The organism is Aeromonas sp. QDB62, assembly GCF_027705695.1.
Lineage (GTDB): Bacteria > Pseudomonadota > Gammaproteobacteria > Enterobacterales > Aeromonadaceae > Aeromonas > Aeromonas allosaccharophila.
This window is the reverse complement of the sequence record NZ_JAPDCD010000023.1, coordinates 22,416-37,930: the sequence shown is the minus strand read 5'-3', so window position 1 is coordinate 37,930 and position 15,515 is coordinate 22,416. Positions and strand designations below refer to the sequence as shown.

Annotated in this window: 15 protein-coding genes; 8 read left to right on the top strand and 7 right to left on the bottom strand. The window is 61.4% G+C overall.

Annotation, left to right across the window (positions count from 1 at the left end):
• Positions 1-72 precede the first annotated feature (72 nt).
• Both pssA and gntU read right to left on the bottom strand, forming a co-directional pair.
• Positions 73-1,422, bottom strand: coding sequence for a CDP-diacylglycerol--serine O-phosphatidyltransferase (gene pssA, locus OKC27_RS12980; protein WP_182938465.1), 1,350 nt, complete (start codon positions 1,420-1,422; stop codon positions 73-75).
• A 150-nt stretch (positions 1,423-1,572) separates the two neighbouring features.
• A complete protein-coding gene (gntU, locus tag OKC27_RS12975; protein WP_042656918.1) occupies positions 1,573-2,913 on the bottom strand; it encodes a gluconate transporter in 1,341 nt (446 codons plus the stop codon).
• Positions 2,914-3,157: 244 nt separating this feature from the next.
• On the opposite strand from gntU, the gene OKC27_RS12970 reads away from it, so the two are divergent.
• Genes OKC27_RS12970 through OKC27_RS12960 form a run of 3 tightly spaced genes read left to right on the top strand, consistent with a single transcriptional unit; the run spans position 3,158 to position 6,122 of the window.
• Positions 3,158-3,667, top strand: coding sequence for a gluconokinase (locus OKC27_RS12970; protein ID WP_042059201.1), 510 nt, complete (start codon positions 3,158-3,160; stop codon positions 3,665-3,667).
• On the top strand, positions 3,664-5,460 hold the full coding sequence (gene edd / locus OKC27_RS12965) for a phosphogluconate dehydratase (protein ID WP_182938464.1): 1,797 nt from the start codon (positions 3,664-3,666) through the stop codon (positions 5,458-5,460). Before OKC27_RS12970 ends, edd begins: the two co-directional genes overlap by 4 nt.
• Before the next feature lie 20 nt (positions 5,461-5,480).
• The gene (locus OKC27_RS12960; protein WP_139710604.1) at positions 5,481-6,122 is read left to right on the top strand and encodes a bifunctional 4-hydroxy-2-oxoglutarate aldolase/2-dehydro-3-deoxy-phosphogluconate aldolase; all 642 of its coding nucleotides are present in this window, start codon (positions 5,481-5,483) and stop codon (positions 6,120-6,122) included.
• Between the two features lie 143 nt (positions 6,123-6,265).
• Here OKC27_RS12960 and OKC27_RS12955 read toward each other — a convergent pair whose 3' ends face one another.
• Positions 6,266-7,273 carry a substrate-binding domain-containing protein gene (locus tag OKC27_RS12955; protein WP_182938463.1) on the bottom strand — a complete coding sequence of 336 codons (1,008 nt, stop codon included), beginning with the start codon at positions 7,271-7,273 and terminating at the stop codon, positions 6,266-6,268.
• A gap of 89 nt (positions 7,274-7,362) precedes the next feature.
• Here OKC27_RS12955 and OKC27_RS12950 point away from each other — a divergent pair, with 89 nt between their 5' ends.
• The gene (locus OKC27_RS12950) at positions 7,363-8,013 is read left to right on the top strand and encodes a Qnr family pentapeptide repeat protein (RefSeq protein WP_182938462.1); all 651 of its coding nucleotides are present in this window, start codon (positions 7,363-7,365) and stop codon (positions 8,011-8,013) included.
• A gap of 132 nt (positions 8,014-8,145) precedes the next feature.
• Here the strand turns inward: OKC27_RS12950 and envC are convergent, their stop codons facing one another.
• Positions 8,146-9,495 carry a murein hydrolase activator EnvC gene (envC, locus tag OKC27_RS12945; protein WP_182938461.1) on the bottom strand — a complete coding sequence of 450 codons (1,350 nt, stop codon included), beginning with the start codon at positions 9,493-9,495 and terminating at the stop codon, positions 8,146-8,148.
• A 9-nt stretch (positions 9,496-9,504) separates the two neighbouring features.
• The gene (gpmM, locus tag OKC27_RS12940) at positions 9,505-11,034 is read right to left on the bottom strand and encodes a 2,3-bisphosphoglycerate-independent phosphoglycerate mutase (protein WP_111809377.1); all 1,530 of its coding nucleotides are present in this window, start codon (positions 11,032-11,034) and stop codon (positions 9,505-9,507) included.
• A gap of 246 nt (positions 11,035-11,280) precedes the next feature.
• Between gpmM and OKC27_RS12935 the strand changes: the two genes are divergently transcribed.
• The 3 genes from OKC27_RS12935 to gpsA are packed head-to-tail and all read left to right on the top strand — an operon-like array spanning position 11,281 to position 13,240.
• Positions 11,281-11,712 (top strand): rhodanese-like domain-containing protein, encoded by a 432-nt coding sequence (locus OKC27_RS12935; RefSeq protein WP_042059188.1) that lies wholly within the window; start codon positions 11,281-11,283, stop codon positions 11,710-11,712.
• A gap of 50 nt (positions 11,713-11,762) precedes the next feature.
• The gene (secB, locus tag OKC27_RS12930) at positions 11,763-12,233 is read left to right on the top strand and encodes a protein-export chaperone SecB (RefSeq protein WP_042059186.1); all 471 of its coding nucleotides are present in this window, start codon (positions 11,763-11,765) and stop codon (positions 12,231-12,233) included.
• Between the two features lie 2 nt (positions 12,234-12,235).
• Positions 12,236-13,240 (top strand): NAD(P)H-dependent glycerol-3-phosphate dehydrogenase, encoded by a 1,005-nt coding sequence (gene gpsA / locus OKC27_RS12925; RefSeq protein ID WP_042059184.1) that lies wholly within the window; start codon positions 12,236-12,238, stop codon positions 13,238-13,240.
• A gap of 69 nt (positions 13,241-13,309) precedes the next feature.
• On the opposite strand, the gene nfuA is transcribed toward gpsA, so the two are convergent.
• Positions 13,310-13,888 carry a Fe-S biogenesis protein NfuA gene (nfuA, locus tag OKC27_RS12920; RefSeq protein WP_005340636.1) on the bottom strand — a complete coding sequence of 193 codons (579 nt, stop codon included), beginning with the start codon at positions 13,886-13,888 and terminating at the stop codon, positions 13,310-13,312.
• 80 nt (positions 13,889-13,968) lie between these two features.
• Positions 13,969-14,697 (bottom strand): ComF family protein, encoded by a 729-nt coding sequence (locus OKC27_RS12915; protein WP_182938460.1) that lies wholly within the window; start codon positions 14,695-14,697, stop codon positions 13,969-13,971.
• A 38-nt stretch (positions 14,698-14,735) separates the two neighbouring features.
• On the opposite strand from OKC27_RS12915, the gene bioH reads away from it, so the two are divergent.
• Positions 14,736-15,500, top strand: coding sequence for a pimeloyl-ACP methyl ester esterase BioH (gene bioH, locus OKC27_RS12910; RefSeq protein ID WP_182938459.1), 765 nt, complete (start codon positions 14,736-14,738; stop codon positions 15,498-15,500).
• Positions 15,501-15,515: the final 15 nt, after the last annotated feature.

Sequence of the window (15,515 nt, the reverse complement as noted above, 5' to 3'; positions counted from 1 at the left end):
AAAGGCCTGCCGAAAACGGGAGGCCTTTGTACGGCTGCCAACAGGCGAGGTGCGGGCGCATGGCGCCCAAGGTCAGATGATGCGTTTAAGCAGCAGATGGGCCTTGACCCGATGGATCCGTCCCAGCAGCTTGCGCACCTGTTCCGGGTAGTCCTGGATCTGCTCAACTTGATCGAAGTGGCTGATCCGCTTGGTGTTGGTCAGGATGTTCTCCCGCTCCGCATTGAACTGGGGACGCAGCAGGTGGCGACGATCGTGCACCAGCAGGCCGTTCTCCAGATCCAGCGCCCAGGCGCGGGGGTTGAGGTTGTTGCCGGTGAGCAGCGCCCACTCGTCATCCACGAAGATCCCCTTGAGATGGTAGGAGTTGCGCTCGCAACACCAGAGCATCAGGTTGAGGCGACCGTCGTCGATGTGACGCTGGTTGCGCTCGGCAAACTTGCGCAGATTGGTCTCGTAGAGATAGGGCAGGCCACCTATGGTGGAGAACTTCTCTTCCGGCGGAATGAAGAAGTCGTTGGCGGTCTTGTCGCCCACCACGATGGTCACCTTGCAACCGCGCAGCAGCAGATCCTCGATATCCTTGCTCAACTCCTTGGGCGGGTTGAAGTAAGGGGTGCAGATGAAGATCTCCCGCTCGGTGGCGCGCACCAGATTGCGGATCATCAGGTTGAGCTGGTTGTTGCGCTTGCCCAGACCCACCATGGGGGTGACGGCCACCTCCTGGGTGTTGACCGGCATGGTGCTGAAACGGTACTGGCTCTGGCGCAGGTTCTGCTTGAAGCGGCGGATCGGCCCCTTCAGCTGTTTGGCGCTGGGGATGTCGCTGTGATCCAGTCGCTGCACCGCGTCGCTCTTCACGAACAGGTCGTCCACATAGTTGACCATGCTGCGGGCCAGCTCCGGGCTGGTGATCTGGTGATAGCGATCGAAGCGGTAGCGATCCTGCTGATGCAGGTAGATGTCGTTGAGGCTGGCGCCGGAGTAGAGCACCACATCATCAAAGATGAAGCCCTTGAGGTGCAGCACGCCGAGCAGCTCGCGCCCTTTGACCGGCACGCCGTAGATTTCGATCTGGTGCTCGTGTTCGGCAGCCATGCCCTGATACATCAGGTGGTTGCCGCCCTGCTTGCCCTTGCCGATCAGGCCGCGCTGGGCACGGTGAAAGTCGACGAACAGCTTGATGTCGAGGGCCGGATTGCGCTGTTTGGCTGCGTAGAGGGCGGAGAGGATCTCCCGTCCCGCCTCGTCATCCTGCAGATAGAGCGCGACCAGATAGATGCGCCGGGTGGCACTGGCGATAAGCGCCAGAATGCGGCGTTTGAAATCCTGCGCGCTGTAGAGCACTTCAAACTGATCCGCCGCGACGGCGATCTGGGGCAGGCGCGCCAGCAGTTGTCGATAATGGGCCGATGAATGCATAGATAAACCTGAAATCACGGGGTTAAGCGTTCCACTCGGAGCGATGAATAGGCGATTCTAGCAATCTCGCCCTCTCAGCCAAAGAAAGAATCATCAGAAAGATGAAAAAGGCCTCACGAGTGAGGCCTTTTTGTCAGCTTTTCGCCCTTGTCAGAGGAAGCTGTAGATGATCATCGCCATCACGCCACCGGTGGTGCCGATAATGGTTTCCATCACGGTCCAGGTCTGCAGGGTCTGCTTCTCGGAAAGGCCGAGGTAGCGGTTGGCCAGCCAGAAACCGGAGTCGTTGACGTGGGAGAGCACGATGGCACCGCCGCCGATGGCGATGGTGACGGCCGCCAGCTGGGCACCGTTGAGGCCGAGCGGTTCCAGCATCGGCAGCACCAGACCGCAGGCGGTCAGCATGGCGACGGTGGCAGAGCCCTGAATAACCCGTACTGCAGCGGCCAGAATGAAGGCCAGTGCGACGATGGGCAGACCGGAGTCGGCCAGCATGTTGCCAAGGGCGGCGCCCACACCGGAATCAACCAGCACCTGCTTGAACACGCCACCGGCACCGGTCACCAGGATGATGACACCGGCGGGCTGGATGGCGCTGTTGCAGACGCTCATCACCTCGTCACGGGACATGCCGCGGCGAATACCCAGCAGGTAGAAGGCGGCCAGACAGGCGACCATGATGGCGGTGAAGGGGTGACCGATGAACTCCAGCCAGTTGTGCAGGGTGGAGCCCGCCTCGACGAAGCGACCGACGATGGTCTTGAGGCCGATCAGCAGCAGCGGCAGGCCGATGAGGCCCATGGCCAGCCCGAAGGAGGGCAGGGATTTGCTGTCATCGTGGACGCTGTTCTGGGCATCGGCAGGCAGCGGCACATCGACGATCTTGCTGATGAAGTCACCGAACAGCGGGCCAGCCAGGATCAGTGCCGGCACGGCGGCGATCAGGCCGAACAGGATCATGTAGCCGAAGTCGGCACCCAGCTGGGACGCCACCAGGATCGGGCCGGGCGCCGGAATAAGGAACGCCTGACAGGTGGCGATACCCGCCAGCAGGGCGATACCGATCTTCACTACGCTGCCGCCGCCACGACGGACGATGGCGAAGGCGACGCCGATCAGCAGCACCACGGCCACGTCAAAGAACAGCGGCAGGGCGCAGACAAAGCCGGTCAGGGCCATGGCCCAGTTGGCGCGCTTGACGCCGAACTTGCCGAGCAGGGTGTGGGCTACCCGGTCGAGGGCGCCGGTCACTTCCATCACCTTGCCGAACATGGCGCCCAGCGCCACCACTACCGCGACGAAACCGAGGGTGCCACCCATCCCTTTCTGGATGGTGGCGGCGATATCGGCCGGGTTCATGCCAGCGGCGAGACCCGCCACCATGGAGACCAGGATCAGGGCTACCACGGCGTGGAGCCGGGCCTTCATCACCAGGAAGAGCAGCAGCACAATCGAGCCGGCGGCCGTCATGATCAGGGAGAGGTCAGACATTGTTATGCGTTCCTTTTTCCAAGTTCAGAGTGACACCTTGCCGATCCGTCGGCAAACCATATCTTTATGATTTATTTAGATTTATGGCAAGGGCTCAACATCATATGCCCAGGTGACTATGGGTTTGCTCAGTCTGTGGCAGACTTCACATTTTCAATCGTTACCGGTAACATGTTACCGGTAACGTGTTAGATTAGAACCCATCAACAGCTGGTTTTTTGAAAAGTGGGACAAAGGTCAAATTATGGCGGGTAAGTGCATTATCGTGATGGGTGTGTGTGGTAGCGGCAAATCCAGCGTGGGTCTGAAAGTGGCCGAAGCGCTGGGCGCCAAGTTCATCGATGGTGATGACCTGCACCCCAAGGCCAACATCCAGAAGATGGCTGGCGGCAACCCCCTCAACGATGAGGATCGTGCCCCCTGGCTGGAGCGGATCCGCGACGCCGCCTACAGTCTCGAGCAGAAGAACGAGACCGGCATCATTGTCTGTTCCGCCCTCAAAAAGAAGTACCGCGACCAGATCCGCGAAGGCAACGAGTCGGTCAGCTTCCTCTTCCTCGATGGCAGCCAGCCGCTGATCCTCGAGCGGATGCGTGCCCGCAAAGGCCATTTCATGCGTGAAAGCATGGTACAAAGTCAGTTCGATACCCTGGAGCGCCCGGATGGCGAAGCCGGTGTATTCCACATTGATATAGACGGCACCTTCGAACAGGTGGTTGACCGCGCCGTCACAGCATTGGAGCAAGCCCAATGATTCATCAGGTAATTTCCGACGTCACCGCCCGCATCCGCGAGCGCAGTGTCGCCCGTCGTCAGGCATTTCTGGCCCGCATCCAGCGTCAGGCAGAGCAGGGCAAGACTCGCGCCGCGCTGGCCTGTGGCAACCTGGCTCACGCCGTGGCGGCCTGCAGCAGTGACGAGAAGGGTCGCATCCTCGACATGACCCGCGCCAACGTCGGCATCGTCACCGCCTACAACGACATGCTGAGCGCCCATCAGCCCTATCAGGGCTATCCGGATCAGATCAAGGCAGTGCTGGCCGAGCTGGGCCACAGCGCCCAGGTTGCTGGCGGCGTGCCCGCCATGTGCGACGGCGTGACCCAGGGTCAGCCGGGGATGGACATGTCCCTGTTCTCCCGCGACCTGATCGCCCAGGCGACTGCGCTGTCACTCTCTCACAACACTTTCGATGCCACCCTGCTGCTCGGCATCTGCGACAAGATCGCCCCGGGCCAGATCATGGGGGCCCTCTCCCACGCTCACCTGCCGACGGCATTTGTTCCTGCTGGCCCGATGGCGAGCGGCATCAGCAACGACGAGAAGGTGAAGGTTCGCCAGAAGTACGCCGCTGGTGAAGTGGGTCGCGACGCCCTGCTGGAGATGGAGTGCGGCGCCTACCACGCGGCGGGCACCTGCACCTTCTACGGCACCGCCAACACCAACCAGCTGGTATTCGAGGCCATGGGCCTGATGTTGCCGGGCTCCGCCTTTGTGCACCCGCATAGCGAGCTGCGCCGCGCCCTGACCGCCGAGGCGGCCCGCCGCATCAGCGCCATGATCCCGGGCTCCCCGGCCTATCGTCCGTTGAGCGAGGTGCTGGATGAGCGCTCGCTGGTCAACGGTCTGGTGGCCTTGCTCGCCTCCGGCGGCAGCACCAACCACAGCATCCACATGGTGGCGCTGGCCCGCGCGGCCGGTCTGGTGCTGACCTGGGATGACATCAGCGATCTCTCCGACGTGGTGCCGCTGCTGGTTCGCATGTACCCGAACGGCCCGGCCGACGTCAACGCCTTCGAACAGGCGGGCGGCGTGCCCGGCCTGATGCGCCGTCTGGCGCAAGAGGGGCTGATCCACATGGATGCCACTCCGGTCTTTGGCGAGATGCAGGATTACCTCAGCCGTCCGGCACTGGTCGATGGCCAGCTGGTATGGCAGCCGGTCGGTGAAAGCAGCGATGCGGGCGTGCTCTCTCCCACTGGTAGCGTATTTAATGCGACTGGCGGCACCAAGTTGCTGGCGGGCAATCTGGGCCGCGCCGTGGTCAAGGTCTCTGCGGTTGCTCCCGAATATCGGGTGATTGAAGCCCCGGCGCGGGTCTTCTCCTCCCAGCATGCGGTGGAAGCGGCCTACAAGGCGGGTGATCTCAATCAGGACGCCGTGATCGTGGTGCGCCACAATGGCCCGGCCGCCAACGGCATGCCGGAGCTGCACAAGCTGATGCCGGTGCTCGGCAATCTGCAAAAAGCCGGTTACAAGGTGGCGCTGGTCACCGATGGCCGTCTCTCCGGTGCCTCCGGCAAGATCCCGGCCGCTATCCACGTCACCCCGGAAGCGCTGCACGGCGGGGCTATCGGCCTGTTACAAGATGGCGATCTGTTGCGGGTGGATGCGGTGAGTGGCCGCCTCGACTGCCTGACCGATTTGAGTGGCCGTACCCAGGCCGAGATTGACCTCACTCTGGAACAAGAGGGGTGGGGCCGTGAACTGTTCAGCGTGATGCGTCGCGCGGTATCGAGCGCCGAGTGTGGCGCTACCATCTTTGATTAAGAGCTGACTAAGGAAGAGCTATGCAGAACTGGAAAGTGACCCCGGCCGAGGTGTTTGCCGCCTCCCCGCTGGTACCCGTGATGGTTATCAACGAGCTGGATCAGGCCCTGCCGATGGCCAAGGCGCTGCTCGACGGCGGCATCTCGGTGTTCGAAATCACCCTGCGCACACCGGTCGCACTGGAGGCCATCGCCCTCATCGCCAAGGCGATGCCGGATGCCATGGTCGGTGCCGGTACCGTGCTCAACTGCGCGCAGTTTGACGCAGCCGTCGCCGCTGGTGCCCGCTTTGTCATCTCCCCGGGGATGACGCCGGCCCTGCTGGCCCATGCGGCCAAGAGCACTGCGCCGCTGATCCCGGGTGTGGCTACCCCGTCTGAGGTGATGCAGGCGCTGGAAGCGGGCTACGACCACCTGAAGTTCTTCCCGGCCGAAGCAAACGGCGGCACCAAGGCGCTCTCCGCCATTGCCGCCCCGCTGCCCCAAGTGAAGTTCTGCCCCACCGGCGGTATCGGCCCGAAAAATGTGGCCGACTATCTGGCGCTCAAGTGCGTGGCCACCGTCGGCGGCTCCTGGATGCTGCCGGCCGATGCGGTCAAGAGCGGCAACTGGGAAGAGGTGACTCGCCTCTCCCGTGAAGCGGTTGAAATGGTTAAACGCTAAGCGTCAGTTGTGCAGAAAAACCAGACAGGCCACCCTCGGGTGGCCTGTCTGGTTTTTCATTTCTCCCTCGGTGGGGTCAAATATCTTCGCGCGGCCGATTACGCTGCGCTAATCGACCCTACCCGATCCGTTTTTGTGGGTTATCACCCGAGGCTTTCCCCTTCATAGAGAGAAAAACCGATGTCTTTGCGGGTCTCTGGCAAGGGATGGCCATTGAGGCGCGCCAGCAGCATGGTGGCCGCCTCCCGGCCGATCGCTTCCCGCGGGGTGGCGATACTGGCCAGCTTGGGGGTCATGGCGTGGCCGATGTCGAGGGCGTTGCAGCCGGCGATGGCGATCTGCTGGGGCACCGGGATCCACTTGGCCTGACACTGCAGCAGGGCGCCCACCGCCAGGTCATCGTTGGTGCAGAACAGGCCGTCGAGGTCGGGATAGCGCACCAGCGCCTGATCCAGCAGCTCTCCCCCCAGGGTGAAGCTGGAGGATTGCTCGGTCAGCAGATGCTGGCCGGTGAGGCCGAAGTCGGTCATCGCCTGATAGTAGCCCTCCATTCGCAACTGGGTACGCACGTCGAGCCGCGCCCCCAGATAGACCACCTTGCGTCGGCCCCGGCGCAGCATCTCTGTTACCATGGCCCGGGAAGCGGCGCTATGATCCATGCCGACCACCATGTCGATGGGGGTATCAGACAGATCCATGGTCTCCACCACCGGAATGCCGGCGGTGGCGATCATCTTGCGGGTGCGCTCGGTGTGCTGGCTGTCGGAGAGGATCAGCCCATCCACATGGTAGGAGAGCAGGGACGCGACCTGCTCCTCCTCCCGCTCCGGACTGTAGCCGTAGTGGGCCAGCAGGGTCTGGTAACCGGCCGGTCGGGTCACCGACTCGATGCCGTGGATCACCGCCGAGAAGACCTGGTTGGAGAGGGAGGGGATCAGGATGCCGATCGCCTTGCTGGTCGCGTTGGAGAGAATATCCGGCGCCCGGTTGGGGATATAGCCCAGCTCTTCCACCGCCGCCGCGATCCGCTCGCGGGTCCCCTCCGCCACGGTCTGCGGGTCGCGCAGATAGCGGCTGACAGTCATCTTGGTCACGCCGGTCTGGTCGGCGATATCTTGCAGGGTGGGGCGGCGCTTGCGGGTGGGGCTCATAGGGGTGTCCAGGGTGGATGTTACATGTAACATTACCGTTTTCGGCAGATAAAGTCAGCATATGAAGCCGTTTTTGCAGGAGTTTTCCGATGATCAGAGGCAAGCAGTTCGTGGATGTCCGGTTCGAGCAACAGGATGTGGAGGGGGAGCAGTTCTCGGAGTGCCGCTTTATCGGCTGCAACTTCTCCTGGCTGGATCTGGCCGATAGCCGCTTCATCGACTGCAGCTTCTACGATCGGGAGAGCGAGCGGGGCTGCCTGTTGCAGGGTTGCGACCTGCGCGAGGCCAGCTTTCTGCGCTGCGATCTCACCATGGCCGATTGCAGCCGCAGCCAGTGTCTGGGGCTGGAGATGCGCGACTGTCAGGCGGTCGGCATCAACTTCGGCCACGCCAGCTTCGCCAACCAGATCACCGCCAAAAGCTACTTCTGCGATGCCCATCTGACCGGCAACAACTTCAGTTACGCCAGCTTCGAGGGTTGTCTGCTGGAAAAGTGCGAGCTGACCGAAAACCGCTGGCAGGGGGCCAACCTGTTCGGTGCCTCGCTGGCGGGATCCGATCTCAGTGGCTCCGAGTTTGGCCAGATCGACTGGACCAGCTTCAAGCTGCAGGGCTGCGATCTGCGCCAGTGCGATCTGCCGGGGCTGGATCTGCGTCGGGTCGACCTGCAGGGGGTACAGATCAACGAGGATCAGCAACAGACATTGCTGGAGCAGATCGGTCTGGTTGTCTTTCCCTGAGCCGATCGAAAATTAGGTAATTTTTCATCAAATGGGACCGACAGTGGATGGCGGCGCTCCTGAAACGACAAAAGCCTGCATGATGCAGGCTTTTGCTAGTGAGCGTGTGACGCGCTTGTCGGCCGGGTTAACTCAACCCTTGGCCAGCCATTTGGTCGGGTTGATCGCCTCGCCCTGATAGCGGATCTCAAAGTAGAGGCCCGGTCTGTCCTGACCGCCGCTGTCACCGACCAGTGCCACCGGTTCACCCTGTTCCACGTTCTGGCCAACCTGACGCAGCAGCGACTGATTGTGACCGTAGAGGCTCATGTAGCCCTTACCGTGGTCGATCACCAGCAGCATGCCGAAACCGTCGAGCCAGTCGGCGTAGACCACTTGCCCCGGTGCGACCGCCTTGACCTGGGTCCCTTCGCTGGCGCCGATCAGGGTGCCTTTCCACTTGAGCTGGGCGGTGCGCGGCGAACCGTAGGAGATGAGGATCGGCCCCTGTACCGGCCAGCGCAGGCTGCCATTGGTCTTGAGACCGCTGTAGTGACCGGCAGTGCCGATGCCCGAGCCACGCTCCGGTTTGGTGCTGGCTACCTCTTCAACCGGTTCCGCCGGTTTGACGGTTTTGTTCTGCTGGGCGGCGAGTCGTTGCTGCTCGGCGCGGCGCTGTTCGGCCAGCTTGCGCAGACGCTCCTGCTCCGCTTTCAGCTTGGCCAGCCGCTCCCGCTCGGCCCGTTCACGGCGCTCCTGCTCTTCCCGCTTGCGACGCAGCTCTTCCAGCCGGGCTTTCAGCGCTTTCTCCGCCTTGACCAGCTTGGTGAGCTTCTGCTCGTCATCCTGCACCGACTGTTGCAACTGGTTGCGTACCTTGGCCCGGCTCTGCTGGCTGGCCAGCAGGGTCTGGTGATGCTCCTGCTGTTCGGCAAGCAGGGCTTGCAACTTGCTTTCGGTCTCTTTGGTGGCCAGCTGGTTTTTCGCCAGCTTGTCACGGGTGGCGCGCAGGGCGTCGATGGCCTCGATACGGGCCTTGTTGAGGTAGTCGTAGTAGTCGAGGGAACGGCTCAGTTTGGCCGGATCCTGCTGATTGAGCAGCAGTTTGAGGTAGTCGTGGTTGCCCGCCTGAAAGGCGCTTTCCGCCTGCTTGGCCAGCAACTGCTTCTGATGTTTGGCTTGTAGTTCCAGCGCCAGCTTGTCTTTTTGCAGGGTCGCCAGCGTCTGCTGGTTCTGCTTCAACTGCTGTCTGGTCTGGTTGAGTTTGGCGGCGGCGGCCGAGATGGCCTGCTCGTCAGCCTTGAGCTGGGTATTGAGCTTGGCAAGCTCCTGCTTGCTGAGCTTGATGGTCTTTTGTTGCTCTTTGATCTGGGACTGCATGGTGCCCAGCTGCTGATTGGCGGCAACGGCCGGGGTGGCGCCAAACGACAGGCAAAAAAACAGCGCGCCGGCCAACAGGCCGACGCGACTGGTTTTCTGTGAAATAACTTCGCATCCCCGCATGGGGAAGGATTATTTCAGAATCATCAGGGGCTTGCCAGTCATTTCCGGCGGCACCGGCAGACCCATCAGGGTCAGCATGGTGGGGGCCAGATCGGACAGTTTGCCACCTTCAGCAACCTCGGCTTTGCGACCGAAATAGATGAGCGGGACCGGCAGATTGGTGTGGGCGGTGTGGGCCTGACCAGTCTCTTCGTCCAGCATCTTCTCGGCGTTGCCATGGTCGGCAGTGATCAGGCACTCGCCACCCACTTCGGCCAAGGCCTCGGTGACGCGACCGACGCAGTGGTCAACCGCTTCACAGGCTTTGACGGCGGCATCGAACACACCGGTGTGACCAACCATGTCGCCATTCGGGTAGTTACAGATGATGACGTCGTACTTGCCGCTCTTGATGGCCGCAACCAGCTTGTCGGTCAGCTCTTCGGAGCTCATTTCCGGCTGCAGGTCATAGGTCGCCACTTTCGGGCTGGCCACGATTTCGCGATCTTCGCCAGCGAAGCAGGACTCTTCGCCACCGTTGAAGAAGAAGGTGACGTGAGCGTACTTCTCGGTTTCGGAGATGCGCAGCTGGGTCTTGCCCTGCTTGGCCAGCCACTCACCCAGGGTGTTGACCAGCGCAGTCGGCGGGTAGGCACAGGCAGTTTTGATGTCGGCCGCGTATTCGGTCAGCATCACGAAGTTCAGTGCCGGGGTGGCGGCACGGGCGAAACCGGTGAAGTCGGCGTCAACGAAGGCGCGGGTGATTTCACGGGCACGGTCGGCACGGAAGTTCATGAAAATCAGCGCATCGCCATCTTCCATCGGTGCAGCTTCGCCGATGCGGGTCGCTTTGACGAACTCGTCGTTCTCGTCGCGGGCATAGGCGGCAGCCAGTGCTTCGGTGGCGCTCTCGGCGGTGAACTCGCCCTTGCCCTGAGTCATCAGGTCATAGGCTTGCTGCACGCGATCCCAGCGGTTGTCACGGTCCATGGCGAAGTAACGGCCGATCATGGAGGCGAAACGACCCTTGCCCAGCTTGGCGAACAGGGCGTCGAACAGCTCGATGGAGGACTGGGCGGAGCGCGGCGGAACGTCACGACCATCCAGGAAGGCGTGCAGGTAGATCTTCTCGGCGCCACGCTTGGCGGCCATCTCGATCATGCCCATGATGTGCTCTTCGTGGCTGTGTACGCCACCCGGGGACATCAGGCCCATGATGTGAACGGCTTTGCCGTTGGTGACGGCAGCGTCAACAGCCTTGGCCAGCTCGACGTTCTGGAAGAAGTCGCCATCCTTGATGTCTTTGGAGATGCGGGTCAGCTCCTGATAGACGATGCGACCGGCACCGATGTTGACGTGGCCCACTTCGGAGTTGCCCATCTGGCCATCCGGCAGACCGACGTCCAGACCGGAGCCGGAGATCAGGGTGCTGGTGTAGTCACGGGCCAGACGATCGAGGTTGGGAGTCTTGGCGGCAGCGACGGCATTGTGCTCTTGCTTGGTGCTGTAGCCCCAACCGTCCATGATGACCAGAACCAAAGGTTTCTTAGCTGTTGACATAAGACTATGTCCTCTCGGATTGGAAAAAATGCGGGAAATGAAACTAGCGTAATATTACTACATCTGCCGAAATAGTCACCTGATAGCCAAGGGGCGCTCCCGCCGCCCCGCAAGCCACGCCCTTCCTGCCATGCCTGCCGCCCGTTGATGATGGGAGCCTGCTCGCGCTTTGCCGCCAAGATGGCTGATCTTATCAATACCCCCATGTATACTCGGGCCCTTGTCTTGGTCCCTGGATAGTAGAAGATGCAAGAGTATTTGGATTTTGCGGCCCGTAACCCGCTGCTGACCGCAGCCTGGTTGGGTCTGGCTGGCACCCTGGTTTACACCACTGTGCGTGCCCGTTTGTCTCCGGTAAAAACCGTCAACAACCACACCGCGACTCTGCTGATCAACCGCGAGAACGCCACCGTGGTGGATATTCGCAGTCAGGAAGAGTTCGCCAAGGGCCACCTGGCCGGTGCCCAGCACCTGCCGCTGACCCAGATCCAGAGCAATAATCTGGGTCCGGTTGAAAAGCATAAAGATGCCCCCATCATAGTGGTGTGCGAGTCGGGAATGACTGCGGGCGGCGCGGGCCGTCAGCTGAGCAAAGCTGGCTTCAAGCAGGTTTATGTGCTCGGCGGTGGCATGGCCCAATGGCGTGCAGAAAATCTGCCGGTAACCAAGAAACGCTGATTTAAGCAGGGCCTGAGCCCACTTATCCATATAACAAGGAATCAAACGAAATGGCTGACGAGATCAACAACCAGGAAGTACAACCGGAATTCCACATCCAGCGTGTTTACACCAAGGATGTCTCTTTCGAAGCGCCGAACACCCCGCACATCTTCCAGAAAGAGTGGCAGCCGGACGTCAAGCTGGATATGGATACCAAGACCAACATCCTGGCTGACAACGTGTACGAGGTTGTGCTGACCCTGACCGTAACCTGCAAACTGGAAACCGAAACTGCCTTCCTGTGCGAAGTACAGCAAGCCGGTATCTTCACCATCGGTAACCTGCCGGAGCCGCAACTGGCTCACTGCCTGGCTGCCTTCTGCCCGAACATCCTGTTCCCGTATGCCCGCGAAGCGGTGTCCAACCTGGTGAGCAAGGGTTCCTTCCCGCAGCTGAACCTGGCACCGGTCAACTTCGATGCCCTGTTTGCCCAGCACATGGCGCAAGCACAGGCCCAGCAGGCGACTGCGGAAGCCTGATAATGGCTGACCAGATCGCTATCTCGGTCTTGGGGGCGGGGTCTTATGGCTCCGCCCTTGCCATTTCTCTGGCGCGCAACGGTCATCCGACCCTGCTGTGGGGTCACGACCCCGCTCATGTCGCCGAGCTGGAACAAGACCGCTGCAACAAGGCATTTTTGCCTGATGTCCCTTTTCCTGCCGATCTCCAGCTGACTGCGGATCTGCAACGTGCAGTACAAGCTGCCCCTGTGCTGCTGCTGGTCGTGCCGAGCCATGTATTTGGTGATGTGCTGACCCGGATCAAGCCCTTCCTGCGCCCCGATACCCGTATCGCCTGGGCCACCAAGGGTCTGGAGCCGGACAGTGGCCGTCTGCTGCAGGATGTGGCCCGCGACGTGCTGGGTGACGAGATACCGCTGGCGGTGATCTCCGGCCCCACCTTCGCCAAGGAGCTGGCTGCCGGTTTGCCGACCGCCATCTCGGTCGCCTCGACCCACGACGAGTTCGCCGACGATCTCTCCCATCTGCTGCACTGTGGCCGCTCGTTCCGGGTCTATACCAATCCGGACTTCGTTGGCTTGCAGCTGGGTGGTGCGGTGAAGAACGTCATCGCCATCGGTGCCGGTCTCTCCGACGGGCTCGGGTTTGGCGCCAATGCCAGAACTGCGCTGATCACCCGGGGTCTGGTCGAGATGCAGCGCCTCGGCGCCGCTCTTGGGGCCGATGCCAAAACCTTTATGGGGATGGCCGGGCTCGGGGATCTGGTGCTGACCTGTACCGACAACCAGTCGCGCAACCGTCGCTTCGGGCTGGCCCTCGGGGCTGGCAAGGATGTGAACACCGCCATGACCGAGATTGGTCAGGTGGTGGAGGGGTATCGCAACACCAAGGAAGTGCATCTGCTGGCGGCCCGCTGCGGCGTCGAGATGCCCATCTGCGAGCAGATCTTCAAGGTGCTCTACGAGGGTAAGAACCCGAAAGAGGCGGCCATCGCCCTGCTGTCGCGAGACAAGAAGGACGAGTAATCTGCCGATTGCCCATGCAAAAGGCCCCGCCAGATGGCGGGGCCTTTTCTTTGCCGCAATGGCAGCAAATCAGTAGTAGGAGTGGTCGCCGCGCTGGTGCTCGGTGGCGTCTTTCACACCGTTGAGCTCGCCCGGGAATTTCTCCAGCAGCTGCTTCTCGATCCCCTCTTTCAGGGTGTAATCGACCATGGAGCAACCGTTGCAACCGCCGCCAAACTGCAGGATGGCCAGTTTGTCTTCGGTCAGTTCGACCAGGGTGACCTTGCCACCGTGACCGGCCAGCATGGGGTTCACTTCGGACATCAACACGTACTCGATGCGCTCGATCAGCGGCGCGTCGTCGGCCACTTTACGCATCTTGGCGTTCGGTGCCTTAAGGGTGAGCTGGGAGCCCATCTGATCGGTCACGAAATCGATGGTGGCATCCACCAGGAAGGGGGCGCTCAGGGGATCGACCATGCAGTCGAAGCCGCTGAAGGGCAGGTGTTGATCTTCCGGGTCCACGGCATCGGGCGGGCAATACGATACGCCACACTCGGCATTCTGGGTTCCCGGATTGACCACAAACACCCGGATATTGGTGCCATCAGGCTGTTTTTCCAGCAGTTTACGGAAATGGGCCTGGGCGGCGTCGGAAATGCTGATCATCACTATCCTCATAAACCTGAGTGTACGACTAGGGTATTCATGATAACGCGGTTATTAATGCTTGGGTAGCATGCCGATGGCTACTTGCTGTGCCGCAGGGTACGACAGATTGCCCACACTTCTACCTTTGTGATGCCGCTCTCATGGAGCAAGCGGCTGAGCTGCCCGGCGGTAGCGCCGGTGGTCACGACGTCATCGAGCAGGGCGACATGGCGATAGTGGTGGGGGCGGATCCGGAATGCCCCGCGCAGATTGCGCCGCCGTTGCCCGGCGCTCAGGGTTGTTTGCTGCGGGGTCGCTTTGATGCGCTGCAACAGGGTGTTGTCGCAGGGAATATCGGTGAACTCGCTAAGGGCTTGCGCGATCTCCTCCGCCTGATTGAACCCGCGCCGCCACTGCCGCCACCAGTGCAGGGGAACCGGAATGATCGCCTCCGGCGGTTCGCTACCATCCAGATGATCGGCCAAGAGGCGTGCCAGTAGCGGCGCCAGCAGGATCTGGCCGGAATATTTGAGCCGGGGGATCAGCATGGGGTAGGGAGCCTGGTAGTCACCGATCACCTGCAACCGCTCCCAAGGGGGAGGTCTGCGCTGACAGCGGCCGCAGACCGGTATGCGTTCTTCTATATATTCAGTCAGCGGTGCGGCGCAGAGGTGGCATCTCGGCTGTGACTGGTGCAGCGCCTGCCGACACCAGCTGCAGAGCAGGGGCTCGTTGTCGCAAGGCTGATGGCAGAGCAGGCAGCTCCCTTGCCGGTCACCGTGGCTGCCGAGCAGCGGGCTTGCTTTAGCGAGCAGTCGCTTTAACATGCTGACCCCAAGAGCATGAACAGGGATCTTGAGTCTAGATGAGCATATCGGTAGAGCAGTTTGGCCAGGGGCCCGATCTGGTGTTGTTGCACGGTTGGGGGATGAATGGTGCGGTCTGGCATGGTATTGCCCAACAGTTGGCGCCCCACTATCGGGTTCATCTGGTAGATTTGCCCGGTTTTGGCAACAGCCTGCTGGCAGACGAGGTGGATTACAGCCTGCCCTGGCTTGCCGAGCAGGTGGCCGCCATCTTGCCGCAGAAGTGCCATCTGCTTGGCTGGTCGCTCGGCGGTCTGGTGGCAAGCCAGTTGGCGCTGACTCATCCCAATCGGTTGCACTCCCTGATCACCGTGGCTAGCTCCCCCTGTTTCATGGCCCGTGATGAGTGGCCGGGGATTGCCCCCAAGGTACTGACCGGCTTCAACCAGATGCTGGCAGGGGATTTTCGCCAGACCATAGAGCGCTTTCTGGCGATCCAGGCAATGGGCAGCGAACATGCCCGGGACGATATCCGTCAGTTGCGCCACTGGCTGGCCGAGCGCCCGTCGCCGCAGTTTGCCGCACTCGAGGCCGGACTGACGCTGTTGGCCGACATTGACCTGCGCGAACCGCTGCGGGAGCTGGATCTGCCCTGGTTGCGGATCTATGGCCGACTGGATTCATTGGTGCCCAAGGTGGCCATTCCGCTGCTGGATGATCTCTACCCTGCCAGCCGCAGCGTGACCCTCAATAAGGCCTCACACGCACCTTTTATCTCCCACCCTGACGAATTCATTGAAATCGTTCGAGATTTTGTTGGCTAAAAAACAGCCGGCAAG